Genomic DNA, 14,766 nt, shown 5'->3' with positions numbered 1-14,766 from the left:
CGAAATAAATAAAAAAGACGTTGCAGGCAACGTCTCTACAATTATTCTATCTTAAAAAAGCTGAAACACACCATAAAATGGGGGCTTGTCCGTGGTTATCGCCTGTTTTTCTTTTACGGTCATAATAATATTGGCGGTCATTCTTTTTGTTAGTTCCTTCGCAAACATCCGTGATTTCACCGTTGGCGTTAATATATTTTATAAGAGCCAACCAGCCTTTTCTTGCTGCAGGCCCAAAAGTTTTAGCATCAAGCCAACCGTTTTTTACACCCGTAATCATCGCAAAAGTAAACATACCAGTTCCAGAAGTTTCAGCCCAAGATTGTGGGTCATCAACCAATTGTTTCCACATTCCATCTTGAGCCTGATATTGCAACAAACTATTCATCATCACTTTATAACCAGTCATAATTCTGTTATAATCAGGATTATTTTTGGGCAAAACTCGCAACAATTCGCTCATACCCGCTGCCATCCAGCCATTGCCTCTTCCCCAAAAATATGGAACGTCAGGAGCGTGATAAAAAAGTCCATTCGGGCGTTGAATTTTATCCAAATAATAACCCATTTCTTTGGCAGCTCTATTGAGATATTTTATGTCTTTTGTAGCTCTAAATGCCTGTGTTTGAATCATCGTAATCATATACATATCATCAATCCAAACACGAGTTTGCCATGATAAACCCTGTTCATAATATTTTTGCGATTGCGGATTTCCATTGGTACTAAAAGGAGATACCCACTGAGCATCAGCAAAAAACAAACCTAAATCTCTTTCTTGTTTTCGGTTAGGCACTTGCATCGAGATTTCAAGCGGAATCGTCCCAAAAACGCTATGGTCAACATGATTTGGAGTATTTATCATGCTGGTTTCTTCAGTTTTCAATTTGTCGAAACGTTTCACCAAACTATCCCTCAAAGCAGTATTTTTAGTTAATTGAGCAAAAGTCAGAGAACCATACCAAGCACAAACTTCTGGATAAGCGATGTATTTAAAATCATTTGAGCCTCCTCCATGACCATGCGGAGATGCCACAAAATGGTCTGAAATGATTTTCCCTATTTCCACAGGTGATGTTCCCTTTTCCCAATCTTTAAAGAATGAATCCTTCGTTTGAGCAAAGCTAAAATGTGCAATGATTATTAATACTACGGTTAATAAATTTGTTCTTTTTTTCATATCTTTTTCTTTTAAGAGTATTATGCCTTAGTAAAGCACTTTAAAGCATTTTTATAATCTAAATTTTCTCTTAAATATCTGATACTACCGTAAAGTATTTCTATATTCTCCAGGAGTTTTTTGTTCATGTTTCTTAAACTGCCTAATTAAATAGGCAGCATTACTAAAACCTGTTTCAAAGGCTATTTTATCAAGCGACAAATTACTTTGAGCAAGCATTTTTTTGGCTAATTTTATTTTCTCAGACAGTATATATTCTAATGGCGTGATGCCAAAAGTATTTTTAAAACACTTGAAAAAATTAGATTTGCTCATGCAGGCTTTATCTGCCAAAATATCGACGGTAAGACTCTCCGTAAGGTTTTCTTGAATATATTTAACAATAAAAGCTAAGCGATTTTCTTGCCCAAAAACTTCTTTAGACTCTAACAGAATCAGCCTCGCATTTGACTGTAACAACCTTACTATCAAATCCTTAATAGCCAAATCCGCAAACATCTCCTTTGAGGGGTGTTCTTCTGTAAATATCTGAACTAAGCCTTTAATTAAATTTTGAACCTTCTCGTTATAATTAAGATGTATTGGATTATTATCGTTATCCCAGCAGTAGGTTTTCTTCTCAAGAATTGTATTTTGATTAAAAAAATGGACAGCTTCCATAATTTTGGAGGGGTCAATAGAAAAAGTAAGACATTGTGTGGGGTTTTCAATATTTGCCTCTGGAAAATCAAACGTCAATTTCTGAGAACTTGGAATGACCAATGTTTCTCCTGGCACAAAATCATACGATTCAACGGCGTTTTTCCAGATAACTTTCCTCCCAGTAACCATACTCAGAATACTTGGTTTTTCGTATTGATATGTGATTTTCTCAGCAATTTTTGTGGTATCAAAAATATTGAGTTGTGCATATTCAGTAGTAAAAGAAATACGTCTTTCTACGTACTCTTCTAAAATTTTTTCTTTTGTAAGTGGTAAAATAATTCGTTCCATAATTTTGTGTTAGTGGTATTTTTAAGCAGAAACGCTATCCAAAATCAATGAGGAATCAACCCTTCAACAATCAGCAAATTAAGTACAAACCCGACCGTCTATACGCTCAATTTTACGCTTACCATCCATACTCAAGTTTATTTCACAATGATATTAACGTATAATTCAAATGATACTATTGGATAATCAGAAACTAAAATGTAGAGCTAACTTTGTGAGGCAAAAAATAAATATATTTGATTCAAAAATTAATCAATACAAAAAGACGCTCATATTAAACTCGTCTGTTTTGATACTAAATATTGAAACAAATTTGATTTGTTATTCAAATGAAGGATTATCAACAAGGTATCTTGATTTTATCAAAAAGGAAGCCAAAGTTCATTTATTTTTCCACATCAAAATTAAAATTTGGCACACTTTCTATCAAAAATAGAAATTCAGTTATATAAAAACAATTTGTCAATATACTTTCTTCTTCAAACAGGTAACTAATTGATGTAATTGAGAATAAATAGGTAAAATAATATTACCACAAACATATCAGCTTCATTTTAAGAGCTTTATAAAAAAATAAACCTATCAACTGAGTAAAATTAATTAATTGTATTTGGTCTTGTTATCAAATGAAAGAATGAAATAGAAAATATCAATTGTGGCGGCAACTGTTATTTATAATTCTTCTTTTGTTAGATAATTAAGACCTTTTTTTGTTCAGAAAAATCCTTTAAATTTCAATATTGAAGGTGAATCTATCCATTCAAAATATTGGAAAATATCCAAAATTATGATTAATTCGTATTTCTCTGAACATAATCAATCTCAAAATGCCCATCATACAATCTACCTATCAACCGTCGTTTATCTGGAAAAACCAACACATTTCTACCATTTTCCCAAGCGTTTTTAGGAAAGTAAATGGCGTAAATTATACCCGTGAACGCATAGAATTATCAGACGGTGATTTCTTAGATTTAGATTGGTCGAACCCTACCGAAAACAATACAAAACTCGCTATTTTCACACACGGTTTTCTTGGAAATTCTACTCGCCCATATCTTTTAGGAGGTGTAAAATCCTTTAATTTAGCCAATTATGACGCTTTGGCTTGGAATCATCGAGGATTAGGCGGTGAAAACAATCGCTTAGAGAAAATCACGATTCATGGAAGTTCTGATGATTTAGAAGCCGTTATCAATCATACTTTAAACCTAAAAAAATATACAGAAATCGTTTTGGTTGGATACAGCAAAGGTGGAAATATTTCACTGAAATATGCAGGCGAAAAAAGCGACAAAATCCCTGCTGAAATCAAAAAAGTAATTGCTATTTCTTCGCCAACGGATATGCAAGGAAGTGTAAATGCGATGGGCAAAAAAGGGTTTTACGCTGAGCGTTTCAAGAGTAAATTATTGAAGTTTCTTCAAAATCGTACAGAATTAATTGATGATGAAATCCTTAAAGAATTCCCAAAATTCAAATATCTCGACGATTTTACAGACTATTATATCGCCCCTTTGCACGGCTTTGAAGATGCCAAAGATTATTACAATAGCTGTGCCGCCATGCACGTTGTGGACAAAATCCGAGTGCCGACGTTATTACTAAACGCTCAAAACGACCCCGTTTTATCAGACAGTTGTGCCATGTTGGACATTGCCAAAAAATCTGACTATATCTTCTCTGAGTTCCCAAATCATGGCGGACATTGTGGCTTTTATGCACCCAATCCCAACGGAATATATTGGGGAGACAATCGAACAATTGAATTCGCCAAATCACCCATAACACATTAATTTTCAATACAATACCTCATTTACAGACTACTTCCAGCTTCCCTCCTTTTACAAATTTTAGAAATCTTTTTTGGTTAATTCAAAAAATAATTTAAAATTTGCGTAATCAGTTACGTAATTACTTACACAAATATCATAACAACCTTTTCTATCTTATGGATTTATTATTAGAGTTGGGAACATTAGCTTTTGCCAGCCGTCTGAAACGTCTAAGCGATTTTGGAATGCAAGGCACTTTGGATGTTTACAAATTTTACAATGTAGATTTTGAACCCAGATTTTTCCCTCTTTTTTATTATTTATCTCAAAAAGGGGAAGCAAGTATTATGGAGTTAGCTGAAAATCTCAACGTGACACACCCAGCCATTATCCAAATTGCAAAAGATTTAGAGAAAAAAGGGTTCATCATTTCCAAAAAATCAGCTGAAGATGCCCGAAAACGAAATTTAAAACTCTCGAAAAAAGGCAAAACATTACTCCCAATTTTACAAAAAATTTGGGCAGAAATCAGGGCAATGAATGATGAAATTATTGATAAAAGAGAACACAATATTATGATTGCCATTAAAGAAATTGAAGACGTTTGGGCAGAAAAAAATTACTTAGAACGCTTCAAAGAATTTCATAAAATAATGTAGCACGATTTTCCAAAAGTCGTAAACCAAATAAAATATGAACTTGAAAATATATCAATTAGACGCATTTACAGATACCGTTTTTAGTGGAAATCCTGCCGCAGTTGTACCACTACAAGCATGGCTTTCCGATGAATTAATGCAAAAAATTGCGGCAGAAAATAACCTTGCAGAAACGGCTTTTTATATTCCAGAAGGTGATAAATTTCATATTCGTTGGTTTACGCCAACCATAGAAGTTGATTTATGTGGTCATGCAACATTGGCAACGGCTTACACGATTTTTCAGTACGAAAATTATCAAAAATCATTGATAGAATTTAATTCTCGAAGTGGCATTTTGACTGTCGAAAAGCAAGGTGATTTATTAGAATTAGATTTTCCTGTGGATAATTTACAAACCGCAGAAACTCCCCAAGCATTCATTGATGGCTTAGGAGTCATCCCCAAAGAAACCTTTAGAGGAAACAGCGATTATCTACTAATTCTTGAAAATGAGGAAGCCGTAAAAGCCTTAAAACCTGATTTTCGTAAGATTGTAGAAGTAGCTTGTCGTGGTGTAATTGTTACCGCTAAAGGTAATGAAGTCGATTTTGTATCTCGCTTTTTTTGTCCACAAGCAGGCGTTAATGAAGACCCTGTAACGGGTTCAGCACATACAACATTAACACCATATTGGGCAAAAATATTGAATAAAAACACTTTATCTGCACGACAAATATCAGCTCGTGGTGGAAACTTAACCTGTCAATTAATTGGCAATAGAGTAAAAATAGCAGGAAAAGTAGCACCCTATTTAATTGGAGAAATAACAATATAATACGGATAGCTTTGTCCGTAAGTAAATTAGAAACATCAAGAATATATCGCTAAAATTATGATTACAATACAACCATTTGAAAATCAATACACTGAGCAAATCATAAACTTGATTTTGAATATTCAACAAAAGGAATTTCAAGTACCAATTACCATAAATGAACAGCAAGATTTATTGGATATTCCCAATTTTTACCAACAGAAAAAAGGGAATTTTTGGGTAGCTATACACGAAAATGAAGTTGTTGGCACTATCGCTTTGATTGATTGTGATGAAAATATTGGGGCTATCAGAAAAATGTTTGTGAAGAAGGAATTTAGAGGAAAAGAACATGGAATAGCCCAAAAATTATTAGATATTTTAGTTGAATCTGCTCAAAAAAATCAGATAGCAAATGTGTATCTTGGTACACTCGAAAGACTCCAAGCCGCTATCAGGTTTTATGAAAGAAACGGGTTTACGCTTATCGAAAAACAAAATTTACCAAGTGTATTTCCAATCATGCCAGTAGATACACACTTTTTTGAGAAAAAATTAATTTAGCATAAGGTTGCACAGGCTTCCAAACTGTATATAATATAATTTTGACAGGATATAAAACTGTCCTACAAATCATGGAACAATCAATACAAATCATTGAATATCATCACACTTACAAGGATGATTTCAAAAAAATAAATATAGAATGGATTGAAAAATTCTTCAAAGTTGAGCCTCACGATTTAGAGCAATTAGACGCTCCCGAAGAAATTATCAATCATGGCGGACAAATTTTTTTGGCAAAATTAGGTGATGAGATTGTCGGAACTTCCGCTTTAATTCATGATGGAGACGGAGTTTATGAACTTGCTAAAATGGGCGTAACTCCCAAAGCTCAAGGATTGGGTTTAGGCAAAAAACTGTGTGCTTTCTCCATTGAAGAAGCCAAAAAACGAAATGCTAAAAGTTTGTATTTACTCTCAAATCGTAAACTAATTCCAGCTATTACGATGTATTCAAATCTTGGTTTTGTTGAAATACCAATAGGAGCAACTTTATACGAACGCACAGATATTAAAATGGAATATCCCCTTTGATATTTGTAGATGATTGAGTAAACAGAAATACTACTCACTTTAATGCTATTTCGGAACTATCTACAATTTGTCGCAGAATAAAATTAGCCCACAGATTGTACTGATTCAACGGATTTACACGGATAAATTTAAAGAAAAATCAGTGTAAATCTGTTTTATCTGTTCTATCCGTGGTCTAATTTTGTCTTGCGACAAATTGTAGATAATTCCGTTCTATTTTAACCATGCTTATAAAAACCATAACTGAAGCCCACGAAATAAAAGCATACTACGATTTGCTGAAAAAAGCCGTTACTCAAGAAGCCCAATTTTTCAGACTAACGCCTGCGGATATGGAAGGAGAAAGTTTCCCGACGGAAGACAATCTCAAAAGTTTTACGCTTGGAGCATTTTCGGATGAAGGGGAATTATTGGGAACAGTAGGTTTTAAGCGTGATTCATTCGTGAAACTTCATCACCGAGGTTTAGTTTTTAGAATGTACGTTTCTGAAAAAGCGAAAGGTCTGGGACTTGGCAGAAAATTACTGCAAACTTTAATCGAAAAAGCCAAACAAGACGATGGTTTACGACAAATCTATTTAACCGTAATTTCAAGCAATTTACGAGCAAAAAACTTATATCTTTCAGAAGGATTTGAAAGGTATAGTTTTGAAAAAGAAGCTATTAAAATGGGAGAAAATGAATACGCTGATGAAGATTCGATGGTGAAATATTTATAGTTTTGTAGGACAGGTTTTCAACCTGTCACATTTAAAAACAGAAACAGGTTAGAAACCTGTCCTACTTAATGACCACAGACGACCTCATACAAAAAATTGCATCTTTACAAGATTCTGCCGACCGAAAGTATTTTCCAGAAGGCATTTTTGAGTCTTATCGGAGCAATGATTTTTGGCGTTATCGTCGTCCAGATACTAATGTGTTTTTTACGGCAATTACCGTTTTTACACTCAATAATATTAAGGATAAACTATCTCCAAAATCTCAATTATTAGTCGAAAAAATTACCCAAAAAGCCCAAAAAGCATATCCACTTTTCAAAAATAAAGATGGCTTAAACACCTACAATTTCTTCCAAACAAATCCATCGCAACATTTTCCTCATGGTAATATTTTGCACCGATTCAATTACTTCAAAATCGCTGATGATATTGATGACACTGCCATGATTTATTTGACAACCAACCAATCCAAAAAAGAAGCTAACTGGCTCAAAAACAAACTCATACAACATTCCAATCTTTACAAAAAGCAGGTTAAAAATACTTTTCCAGAATATAGAAATCTGAGAGCTTATTCAACATGGTTTGGCAAAAACATGTACATCGAATTTGATGTTTGTGCCTTGTCAAATATGCTGTATTGCTTGCTATCCTATAATTTAGAATTGGACGAACACGGACAAGATTCCTTAAAATATATCCAACAAACAATTCTTTCAAATCAATACATTGAACAACCTTTTCGGGTTGCACATCAATACGCTCGCACGCCACTAATCATGTATCATGTTATGAGGTTGATGAATAAATTTTATATTCCCGAATTAGAAATATGTCGAGAAAAATTAGAAAACGACATTTTGTATTATTTACAGAAAAAGAATTTATCATTAATGGATAAAATCGTTTTAGAAATCAGCTTGAAAAATAAAAATGTCGTTGAGCAGTTCCACTGGGAATTAAATCTCAACGACATTGATACAAATTATCCTTTCTTCATTGCGGGTTTTTTGACCGCTTACGAAAATCCTTTACTGTATAAATTAGCATCATCGTCACTTTTCCATATTCAGTGGACTTCCGAAGCTCACCGTTTGGCACTTATTGCCGAGTGGATAGTGCTTACTTCAAAAAAGTAGTATTTGTTTCTTTTCCTAATAAACTCAGGCTACAATCATCCCCTAAAACAACATTTTTAGATTGTATTTGCGAATGATTAATTTCTAAAGAAGAAAATTTCACTAAGTCCAAGTTCAGTTGTTTTACCTTACTTTTGTCGATATTCACGGCTAAATTTCCTTTCCCTTTTACGTCAATTTTATCCAACTGACATTGATAAAATCTCAAAATGCCATTCTTTTGAAAAGTAGCAACAAAATTACCTGATTTAAAACTACTATCAATATGAACGGTTTTGTAATTATCAAAATCAGCTTCTTTATTATTCTCTTCTTGCTTACTCTTGTCAATAAATTGTGTAATTGGCAAATTAGGTAAAAATATTGTTATACTACCAATTTTGGTTACATCTAAATTGAGTGTATCATTTTTATAATTTAGGCTTAATGAATCCGCTAATCTTCTATCAATTTGAATTTCAAATTTACTTCCGTACTTAAATGTAATATCGTTGTTGTAAGAAAGATTAAGATACTGAACTGATTTTAGAGGTACCTTTATTTCAGCCGATATTGGATTTTTTACCGCTTTTTGATATGCTCCACGCAAAACATAAGCGTAGGAAACAATGCTCAAAATCAAGCCTATCCCAAGTACAATTAATAATTTATTAGATATTTTCATAATTTCTCTGTTAAATATTGTGCGATTTTTTTAGTAATTAGGTATTAAGATTTAGGGGTTAGTGGTGTATTTTTTGATTATTCAACAACCTTAAAAGCCATATAGTTAATTACAGCCAAAACCCTAATACCTAAAACCCAACCCCAAATTACTTTTCTTTAAACTCTTCAAATCTTTTGTAAAGTTCCTCAAAATCAATCCCCAACAATTGGATATTTTTAAAAAATAAGGGTAAGTCATTTTGTAAAAAATCATCTTTTCTAAAAGCTATTACTTTCTCAACGGCTTCGTCTGCTACAAAATACCCCATACCTCTTTTCGTAAAAATAATGTCTTTTTGTTGGAGAAATTCAACGGTTCTCGCAACGGTATTTGGATTAACTTCTAATTGAACTGCCAATTCCCGAACCGATGAAATTTTATCACCCACCGCCCATTCTTTTAGCAGAATACGCTCGCAAATAAACTCGGCTATTTGGAGGTAAATGGCTTTATTATCTCTAAATTCCATCGTTATACTTGTTTTTCTTTAAGTTTCAAAAAAGCAATCAGTAATAAAATGGGTGTAAATATAAATTTTATTGCTATGCCTGTTAGCATTTTTAAGAAGTCCTTTGTTGGCTCTACCTGTAAGAATATTCCTCGTTTACTACCTTCAGCTAATTTATCAAATTCACCAACAAAGAAATCAAAAACATAATTTGATAATATTGCCAAAGAGAAAATAATGGCAAAAGCAACAAACGCCGTTTTTATATATGACCATCTAATGAACATCATTGAACCAATCATCATAATTGTTTGTGCAATAAACCAAGCACCAATAATTGATTTCAAGGCAATGTTAGTTTTTTCTAATAATTGACGATACCATAATTCATTATCTTTCCACGATTCATCATGAAGATGGTTTTTCAAAACAAGACTTTCGTGTACTGAGTTTGCAAAATTCACAAAGAAATAGTCTATGATAAAAAATAAGGTTGAAAACACAATAGGAAGGACAATAAAACAATAAAAGCAAGCACTTAGCAGTTTCTCAAGATGCGAAGCCGGAATCAATAGAAAATTAGTTGAAGCATTTTTGTCTGAGAAATCTTTGAAGATATAATTGGTAAAAAAAGTCCCCCCAATAAATAAACTTCCAATAAAATACATAGGCTGAACAGCGTCAGAAATATGCCCCATTTCCCAATTTATACCCAATGAATAGCAAATCACGCCTAATCCCCAAAGGGCAAAACTTGCCATCAAAAAGAGTTTTTTATTCTCTACCCATTGTCTTTTTACGAGTAAAGAAAACCGTGTATAGTTAAATGAATTATTCATATTTTTCGAGTAGCACAGACTTCAGTCTGTAAATGTGAAAACTACAGACCGAAGTCTGTATTATGTTTTAGTCAAAAAGTTGTTTTATCTTACTTGGATTCGCTAAAGTCGCATTGAAAAGCAATTCTAAATCGGTTTTAGAAACCTCTTTATCTGTATTCTCTGTCACGATAGAAAAACCTCTCAACGAATGCTCAGAATACAAAACTTGCTCGTGATTCGTTACCGTTGTAACATTTTTGAAACACAACTTCTCTGCAATTTCCTCCGTACTGGCATGAAGCAATACTTCTGAATTATCCAAAATGATAATGGGGTCAATCAACGAATCTAAATCTCTAACTTGGTGCGTAGAAATCACAATAATTCGCTCGTCTGTCACCACAGAAGCAATAATTTTCCTGAATTGACTTTTAGAAGGAATATCCAAACCATTAGTCGGCTCGTCCATCAACAACACTTTTGTATTCGTTGAAAGAGCAAAACCAATCAAAGCTTTCTTCTTTTGCCCCAATGATAATTCCGTAAATTTCTCATTTTCAGAAAGTTGAAATTCGTTTAAATATTCTTTAAACTGCTGACGAGAAAAATTTGGATAAAAAGGAGCGTAAGTATTCACATACTCGCTAATTTTTACGGGAGGCGTATGAAACTCTTCGGGAAGAAAAAACAATTCCTGCAAAAATGAAGGTAAACGTTCTTGTGAATTGAAATTATCCACCGTACACGTGCCAGCCGTTGGGAAAAGTAAACCCGCAATATTCCGCAAAAGGCTCGATTTTCCCGCACCGTTTTTGCCTAAAAGTCCATAAACATTTCCGTCGGTTAATGTGAGGTTTAGATTTCGGAAAACGGGTTTTCGTTTCCCATAATCAAAAGATAAATTTTTGATTTGTATCATAGTTTTTTTTAGTGTAATAGACAAATAGTACACTACAAATATAGATAACTTATTTTAAATAAAACAAATCATTGATATTTTTTTTTTTTTAATACGCTATAAATAAAAAAGGTCAGCAAAATTTGCTGACCTCATTGCGTATAACGCTTATTTTTGACTTAAAAAAGATTTACTTCTTCTCGAATATCTTCTTGGTGCTTCCATAATTCTTGAAATATTGGACTGCTATTTCGCAAGTCTAAAAATGTACCTTCGTCCACTACAACACCTTTATCCAAAATATAAACATAATCAAAATATCTCAACAAATGCAAACGGTGTAAAGTGGAAACAATCGCTTTATCTTTGAAAGTCTTAAAAAGATTTTCGTAAATCATTGCTTCGGTTTTAGGGTCAACGCTACTGGTTGGTTCATCTAAAAGTACAACATCGCTTTCACGAGCCGCTAAAATTCCTCTTGCCAACGCTAATCTCTGCTTTTGTCCTCCCGATAAATTAACACCTTTTTCCTGAATTTTAGACTCCAATCCATTAGGCAATTGCTTAATAACTTCCGAAAACTGAGCAGAATCTGTCACTGCTTGAATATCTACTGCCTCAAAAGGTAAACCCAAAGTAATGTTATATTCTATGCTATTTTCAAAAATTTCTGGCTCTTGCGGAAATAAAGTTACGATCTTATTCAGCAAAAGTAAATCTTGATATTCATTTCCATCAATCACCATCTTTAGTCCCAACTCAGGCTCATAAAGTCCTCGCAAAATAGCAAGTAACGTACTTTTACCACTTCCACTTTCACCGATAAATGCAATTTTCTTTCCTCTTTCAATATTGATAGCGACATTATGCAAACCCTGCGGTGCGTGCGAAGCATCATAAATTTCTCTATGTGAAAAACTTAAATTTCTAATTTGGATTTTCCGCCAATCATTAGCAATTTCAATACTAGTTTCTGCCCGATGACTTTCAGTATATGCTTCTTGAATACTTTTGGCGGTTTGTACATCTGTGTTGTATCTCACAATTTCAGTGTATTGCCAGGCTACATCATGGAAAACACTCGTAAATTGATTAACATATCCCAACAAAGTAACCAATCCACCCACATAAAAAACGGTATTAGGTTGCCAATTTTGATCTACATAACCAAAAGCAATAATTGCATAAGTTAAAGCCACCAACATATCAGCAACAAACCATTTCCATTCGTTAATAATCACGTTCTTCCGAAAAGGGGGAAGCACTTCATTTACTTTTGATAATAAACCATTCTCCATACTTTTCTCTAATCGTAAAGTAATCACAGTTACAATATTGGATAAACTATCAAAAAGTGTTGAAGAGATAATATGTTCTTTTTCGTTTACTTCTTCCAACGTTTTCACAAAAGGTTTATCAAATCTAAAAATTACCCAAACCGTTAAAACACCCATCATAATACCGATTATTCCAAAAACGGGTGAATAATAGAACATAGCTATAAATGAAAAAGCAAATTTTGCCAAAGCATGAACATACATAAATCCATTTTGGAAAAAATATTTAAGAGCTTCATAAGCCTTCCTTATTCTGTTAATCGTCGCCCCACTATGATGGTCTTGATGCCACTTAACGGGTAAATGCAAGGCTTGATGATAGGCTTCTTGCAAATAATTACGACTTAAATTAAATGCCAACTGTCGTTCCATAATACGAGCGGGGCCATGAAAAATCCATTCTATCAATTTCAGACCGACATAAATCAAAGCATATAGCATTGCATGGTAAAGAGCATTTTGGCTATCTTTCTGAATATCATTAACAAATTGTCCAAAAATAATAGGGTACATCGCAAAAATCACGTTAGCAATTCCGAATAAGGCATAAATCAAAACGAATTGCTTACGTTCCTTACGAGCGTATTTCCATGCAATTTTTAAAAGGGAAATATAAGGGTTTTGCATAAATTTATCTAAATCTGTAATGTATAACAAAGTAACAAAGAATAAATAAATGAACCGAAAAATTGCACATATTGCCTTAGTTGTAGATGATTATGACGAAGCAATAACGTTTTATATCGAGAAATTAGATTTTGTATTATTGGAAGATACTAAATTGAGTGAAACTAAAAGGTGGGTAATAGTTACACCCAACAAAGACTCAAACTGTTCTTTACTATTGGCAAAAGCCATTAATGAAGAACAAAAAAACCGCATTGGAAACCAGACAGGAGGAAGAGTATTTTTATTTTTAGAAACCGATAATTTTCAGAGAGATTATGAAAAATTCAGAGAAAATAGTATCAATTTTATTAGAGAACCTTCTAAAGAACCTTACGGTATCGTTGCCGTTTTTGAAGACTTATATGGCAATTTGTGGGATTTAATAGAGTATAAATGTCTTAACGACAATAGTTAAAATCATAGCTTTTAAAGAAATATTTCCCTATACGATTTAACAACTTAACGAAATTATCAAATCTCATTTCAGCTACTTTATCTTAGAGATTGTTTTGGAATTATAAATATTAGCTAAAAAGTGAGAATCGGCGTATCTTGTTATCGACCAAAACAACAAGATATTGCAGACAAGTTTTTCTGAATTAACCGATTCTCAGTGGCAAGTTATTGATAAAATCATTTATGACCAAAGAAAGCGTAAACACAGTTTACGAACTATCATCAATGCGATTTTTTCACTCAACAATGGCGGTGTTCAATGGCGAAATTTAGATAGTAAATATCCACCTTGGCAAACAGTATTTTATCACTTTACTCAGTTTAAAGAGCGAGGTATTTGGGAAAATATTTTGAATACTATGGTTGAAAATGAACGAAAAAGACAAGGGATACAAGACACACCAAGTTTATTATCCATTGATAGTCAGAGTGTTAAGAAAGTTCAATTCACAAATGAAGAAACGGGTATTGATGGTGGTAAAAATGTAAATGGTAGAAAAAGAACCATACTTGTTGATAGCCTTGGACTTCCTTGGTCAATAAAAGTTACGGCAGCCAATATTTCAGATAATCAAGCGGGAATTTTAGCGGTCGATTTATTGAGTGGTAAAGTCCCGAGATTAAAAAAAATAACGGCAGATTCGGGTTATAAATCGGACCGCCGAAGCGGTTGCTTTCAAAGAACACGTAGAAACAAATTACGCATGGAAAGTTGAGGTTATGCAAAAACCAGAATCAACCATAGGGTTTATCCCCCAAAAGGGACGTTGGCAGGTCGAGAGGTCGTTCGGATGGCTCAATCGGGCGGCGTTCCGCTTTAGACGAAGATTGTTCCGTGATGTAGAAAAAACGATACTTTCATCAGAAGCTATGATACAAATTGCATTTATCTCTTTGATTATCAATAGAATATAATTCCAAAACAAACTCTTAGTATAACTTCAAATTGTTTCTCTACTTTATAAAACGCAAAAATCCCTTCTAATGTTGATTAGAAGGGATATGTTAATAGTATTTGGGGTTTATTTACTTTCCCGCATGTGATTGCAGTATCATCAACGGCAGTAGGC

Annotated in this window: 17 protein-coding genes; 10 read left to right on the top strand and 7 right to left on the bottom strand. The window is 33.4% G+C overall.

Annotation, left to right across the window (positions count from 1 at the left end; translation table 11 throughout):
• Window positions 1-46: 46 nt before the first annotated feature.
• On the bottom strand, window positions 47-1,180 hold the full coding sequence (locus tag VB796_RS23015) for a glycoside hydrolase family 88/105 protein (protein ID WP_323348949.1): 1,134 nt from the start codon (window positions 1,178-1,180) through the stop codon (window positions 47-49).
• A gap of 84 nt (window positions 1,181-1,264) precedes the next feature.
• Complete coding sequence (locus VB796_RS23010; RefSeq protein WP_323348948.1) at window positions 1,265-2,173, bottom strand: AraC family transcriptional regulator; 909 nt, start codon at window positions 2,171-2,173, stop codon at window positions 1,265-1,267.
• 827 nt (window positions 2,174-3,000) lie between these two features.
• Between VB796_RS23010 and VB796_RS23005 the strand changes: the two genes are divergently transcribed.
• The 7 genes from VB796_RS23005 to VB796_RS22975 all read left to right on the top strand — a co-directional run bounded on the left by VB796_RS23005 (window position 3,001) and on the right by VB796_RS22975 (window position 8,361).
• Window positions 3,001-3,969, top strand: coding sequence for a YheT family hydrolase (locus VB796_RS23005; protein WP_323348947.1), 969 nt, complete (start codon window positions 3,001-3,003; stop codon window positions 3,967-3,969).
• Between the two features lie 155 nt (window positions 3,970-4,124).
• Window positions 4,125-4,607: a MarR family winged helix-turn-helix transcriptional regulator gene (locus VB796_RS23000; protein WP_323348946.1), complete on the top strand. Its 483-nt coding sequence runs from the start codon at window positions 4,125-4,127 to the stop codon at window positions 4,605-4,607.
• 34 nt (window positions 4,608-4,641) lie between these two features.
• A complete protein-coding gene (locus tag VB796_RS22995; protein ID WP_323348945.1) occupies window positions 4,642-5,424 on the top strand; it encodes a PhzF family phenazine biosynthesis protein in 783 nt (260 codons plus the stop codon).
• A gap of 57 nt (window positions 5,425-5,481) precedes the next feature.
• Entirely contained in the window at window positions 5,482-5,967 is a 486-nt protein-coding gene (locus VB796_RS22990) for a GNAT family N-acetyltransferase (protein ID WP_323348944.1), read from the top strand.
• Window positions 5,968-6,038: 71 nt separating this feature from the next.
• Window positions 6,039-6,500: a GNAT family N-acetyltransferase gene (locus VB796_RS22985; protein ID WP_323348943.1), complete on the top strand. Its 462-nt coding sequence runs from the start codon at window positions 6,039-6,041 to the stop codon at window positions 6,498-6,500.
• Window positions 6,501-6,724: 224 nt separating this feature from the next.
• Window positions 6,725-7,219: a GNAT family N-acetyltransferase gene (locus tag VB796_RS22980; protein WP_323348942.1), complete on the top strand. Its 495-nt coding sequence runs from the start codon at window positions 6,725-6,727 to the stop codon at window positions 7,217-7,219.
• A 68-nt stretch (window positions 7,220-7,287) separates the two neighbouring features.
• Complete coding sequence (locus VB796_RS22975) at window positions 7,288-8,361, top strand: hypothetical protein (RefSeq protein ID WP_323348941.1); 1,074 nt, start codon at window positions 7,288-7,290, stop codon at window positions 8,359-8,361.
• Here the strand turns inward: VB796_RS22975 and VB796_RS22970 are convergent.
• The 5 genes from VB796_RS22970 to VB796_RS22950 form a co-directional block, all read right to left on the bottom strand.
• Window positions 8,345-9,025 (bottom strand): hypothetical protein, encoded by a 681-nt coding sequence (locus VB796_RS22970; protein WP_323348940.1) that lies wholly within the window; start codon window positions 9,023-9,025, stop codon window positions 8,345-8,347. The genes VB796_RS22975 and VB796_RS22970 overlap by 17 nt on opposite strands.
• A 148-nt stretch (window positions 9,026-9,173) precedes the next feature.
• Window positions 9,174-9,536: a GntR family transcriptional regulator gene (locus VB796_RS22965; RefSeq protein WP_323348939.1), complete on the bottom strand. Its 363-nt coding sequence runs from the start codon at window positions 9,534-9,536 to the stop codon at window positions 9,174-9,176.
• A gap of 2 nt (window positions 9,537-9,538) precedes the next feature.
• A complete protein-coding gene (locus tag VB796_RS22960) occupies window positions 9,539-10,354 on the bottom strand; it encodes a hypothetical protein (RefSeq protein WP_323348938.1) in 816 nt (271 codons plus the stop codon).
• Window positions 10,355-10,421: 67 nt separating this feature from the next.
• Window positions 10,422-11,255: an ABC transporter ATP-binding protein gene (locus VB796_RS22955; protein WP_323348937.1), complete on the bottom strand. Its 834-nt coding sequence runs from the start codon at window positions 11,253-11,255 to the stop codon at window positions 10,422-10,424.
• 158 nt (window positions 11,256-11,413) lie between these two features.
• Complete coding sequence (locus tag VB796_RS22950; protein WP_323348936.1) at window positions 11,414-13,198, bottom strand: ABC transporter ATP-binding protein; 1,785 nt, start codon at window positions 13,196-13,198, stop codon at window positions 11,414-11,416.
• A 49-nt stretch (window positions 13,199-13,247) separates the two neighbouring features.
• Here VB796_RS22950 and VB796_RS22945 point away from each other — a divergent pair, with 49 nt between their 5' ends.
• The 3 genes from VB796_RS22945 to VB796_RS23820 all read left to right on the top strand — a co-directional run bounded on the left by VB796_RS22945 (window position 13,248) and on the right by VB796_RS23820 (window position 14,611).
• Window positions 13,248-13,655 (top strand): VOC family protein, encoded by a 408-nt coding sequence (locus VB796_RS22945; protein WP_323348935.1) that lies wholly within the window; start codon window positions 13,248-13,250, stop codon window positions 13,653-13,655.
• 163 nt (window positions 13,656-13,818) lie between these two features.
• Window positions 13,819-14,412: an IS5 family transposase gene (locus VB796_RS22940; protein ID WP_323348934.1), complete on the top strand. Its 594-nt coding sequence runs from the start codon at window positions 13,819-13,821 to the stop codon at window positions 14,410-14,412.
• Window positions 14,413-14,416: 4 nt separating this feature from the next.
• Complete coding sequence (locus VB796_RS23820) at window positions 14,417-14,611, top strand: transposase (RefSeq protein ID WP_416233535.1); 195 nt, start codon at window positions 14,417-14,419, stop codon at window positions 14,609-14,611.
• The last annotated feature ends 155 nt before the right edge of the window (window positions 14,612-14,766 follow it).

This window comes from Arcicella sp. LKC2W, from assembly GCF_034931005.1.
GTDB lineage: Bacteria > Bacteroidota > Bacteroidia > Cytophagales > Spirosomataceae > Arcicella.
Note: the sequence above shows the minus strand (reverse complement) of the source record. Positions and strands in the feature narration are given on the sequence as shown.

Excerpts from the sequence above, each read along its gene's own strand:
- VB796_RS23015 (WP_323348949.1), bottom strand. The coding sequence starts at position 1,180 with ATGAAAAAAAGAACAAATTTATTAACCGTAGTATTAATAATCATTGCA.
- VB796_RS23010 (WP_323348948.1), bottom strand. The coding sequence starts at position 2,173 with ATGGAACGAATTATTTTACCACTTACAAAAGAAAAAATTTTAGAAGAG.
- VB796_RS23005 (WP_323348947.1), top strand. The coding sequence starts at position 3,001 with ATGCCCATCATACAATCTACCTATCAACCGTCGTTTATCTGGAAAAAC.
- VB796_RS23000 (WP_323348946.1), top strand. The coding sequence starts at position 4,125 with ATGGATTTATTATTAGAGTTGGGAACATTAGCTTTTGCCAGCCGTCTG.
- VB796_RS22995 (WP_323348945.1), top strand. The coding sequence starts at position 4,642 with ATGAACTTGAAAATATATCAATTAGACGCATTTACAGATACCGTTTTT.
- VB796_RS22990 (WP_323348944.1), top strand. The coding sequence starts at position 5,482 with ATGATTACAATACAACCATTTGAAAATCAATACACTGAGCAAATCATA.
- VB796_RS22985 (WP_323348943.1), top strand. The coding sequence starts at position 6,039 with ATGGAACAATCAATACAAATCATTGAATATCATCACACTTACAAGGAT.
- VB796_RS22980 (WP_323348942.1), top strand. The coding sequence starts at position 6,725 with ATGCTTATAAAAACCATAACTGAAGCCCACGAAATAAAAGCATACTAC.
- VB796_RS22975 (WP_323348941.1), top strand. The coding sequence starts at position 7,288 with ATGACCACAGACGACCTCATACAAAAAATTGCATCTTTACAAGATTCT.
- VB796_RS22970 (WP_323348940.1), bottom strand. The coding sequence starts at position 9,025 with ATGAAAATATCTAATAAATTATTAATTGTACTTGGGATAGGCTTGATT.
- VB796_RS22965 (WP_323348939.1), bottom strand. The coding sequence starts at position 9,536 with ATGGAATTTAGAGATAATAAAGCCATTTACCTCCAAATAGCCGAGTTT.
- VB796_RS22960 (WP_323348938.1), bottom strand. The coding sequence starts at position 10,354 with ATGAATAATTCATTTAACTATACACGGTTTTCTTTACTCGTAAAAAGA.
- VB796_RS22955 (WP_323348937.1), bottom strand. The coding sequence starts at position 11,255 with ATGATACAAATCAAAAATTTATCTTTTGATTATGGGAAACGAAAACCC.
- VB796_RS22950 (WP_323348936.1), bottom strand. The coding sequence starts at position 13,198 with ATGCAAAACCCTTATATTTCCCTTTTAAAAATTGCATGGAAATACGCT.
- VB796_RS22945 (WP_323348935.1), top strand. The coding sequence starts at position 13,248 with ATGAACCGAAAAATTGCACATATTGCCTTAGTTGTAGATGATTATGAC.
- VB796_RS23820 (WP_416233535.1), top strand. The coding sequence starts at position 14,417 with ATGCAAAAACCAGAATCAACCATAGGGTTTATCCCCCAAAAGGGACGT.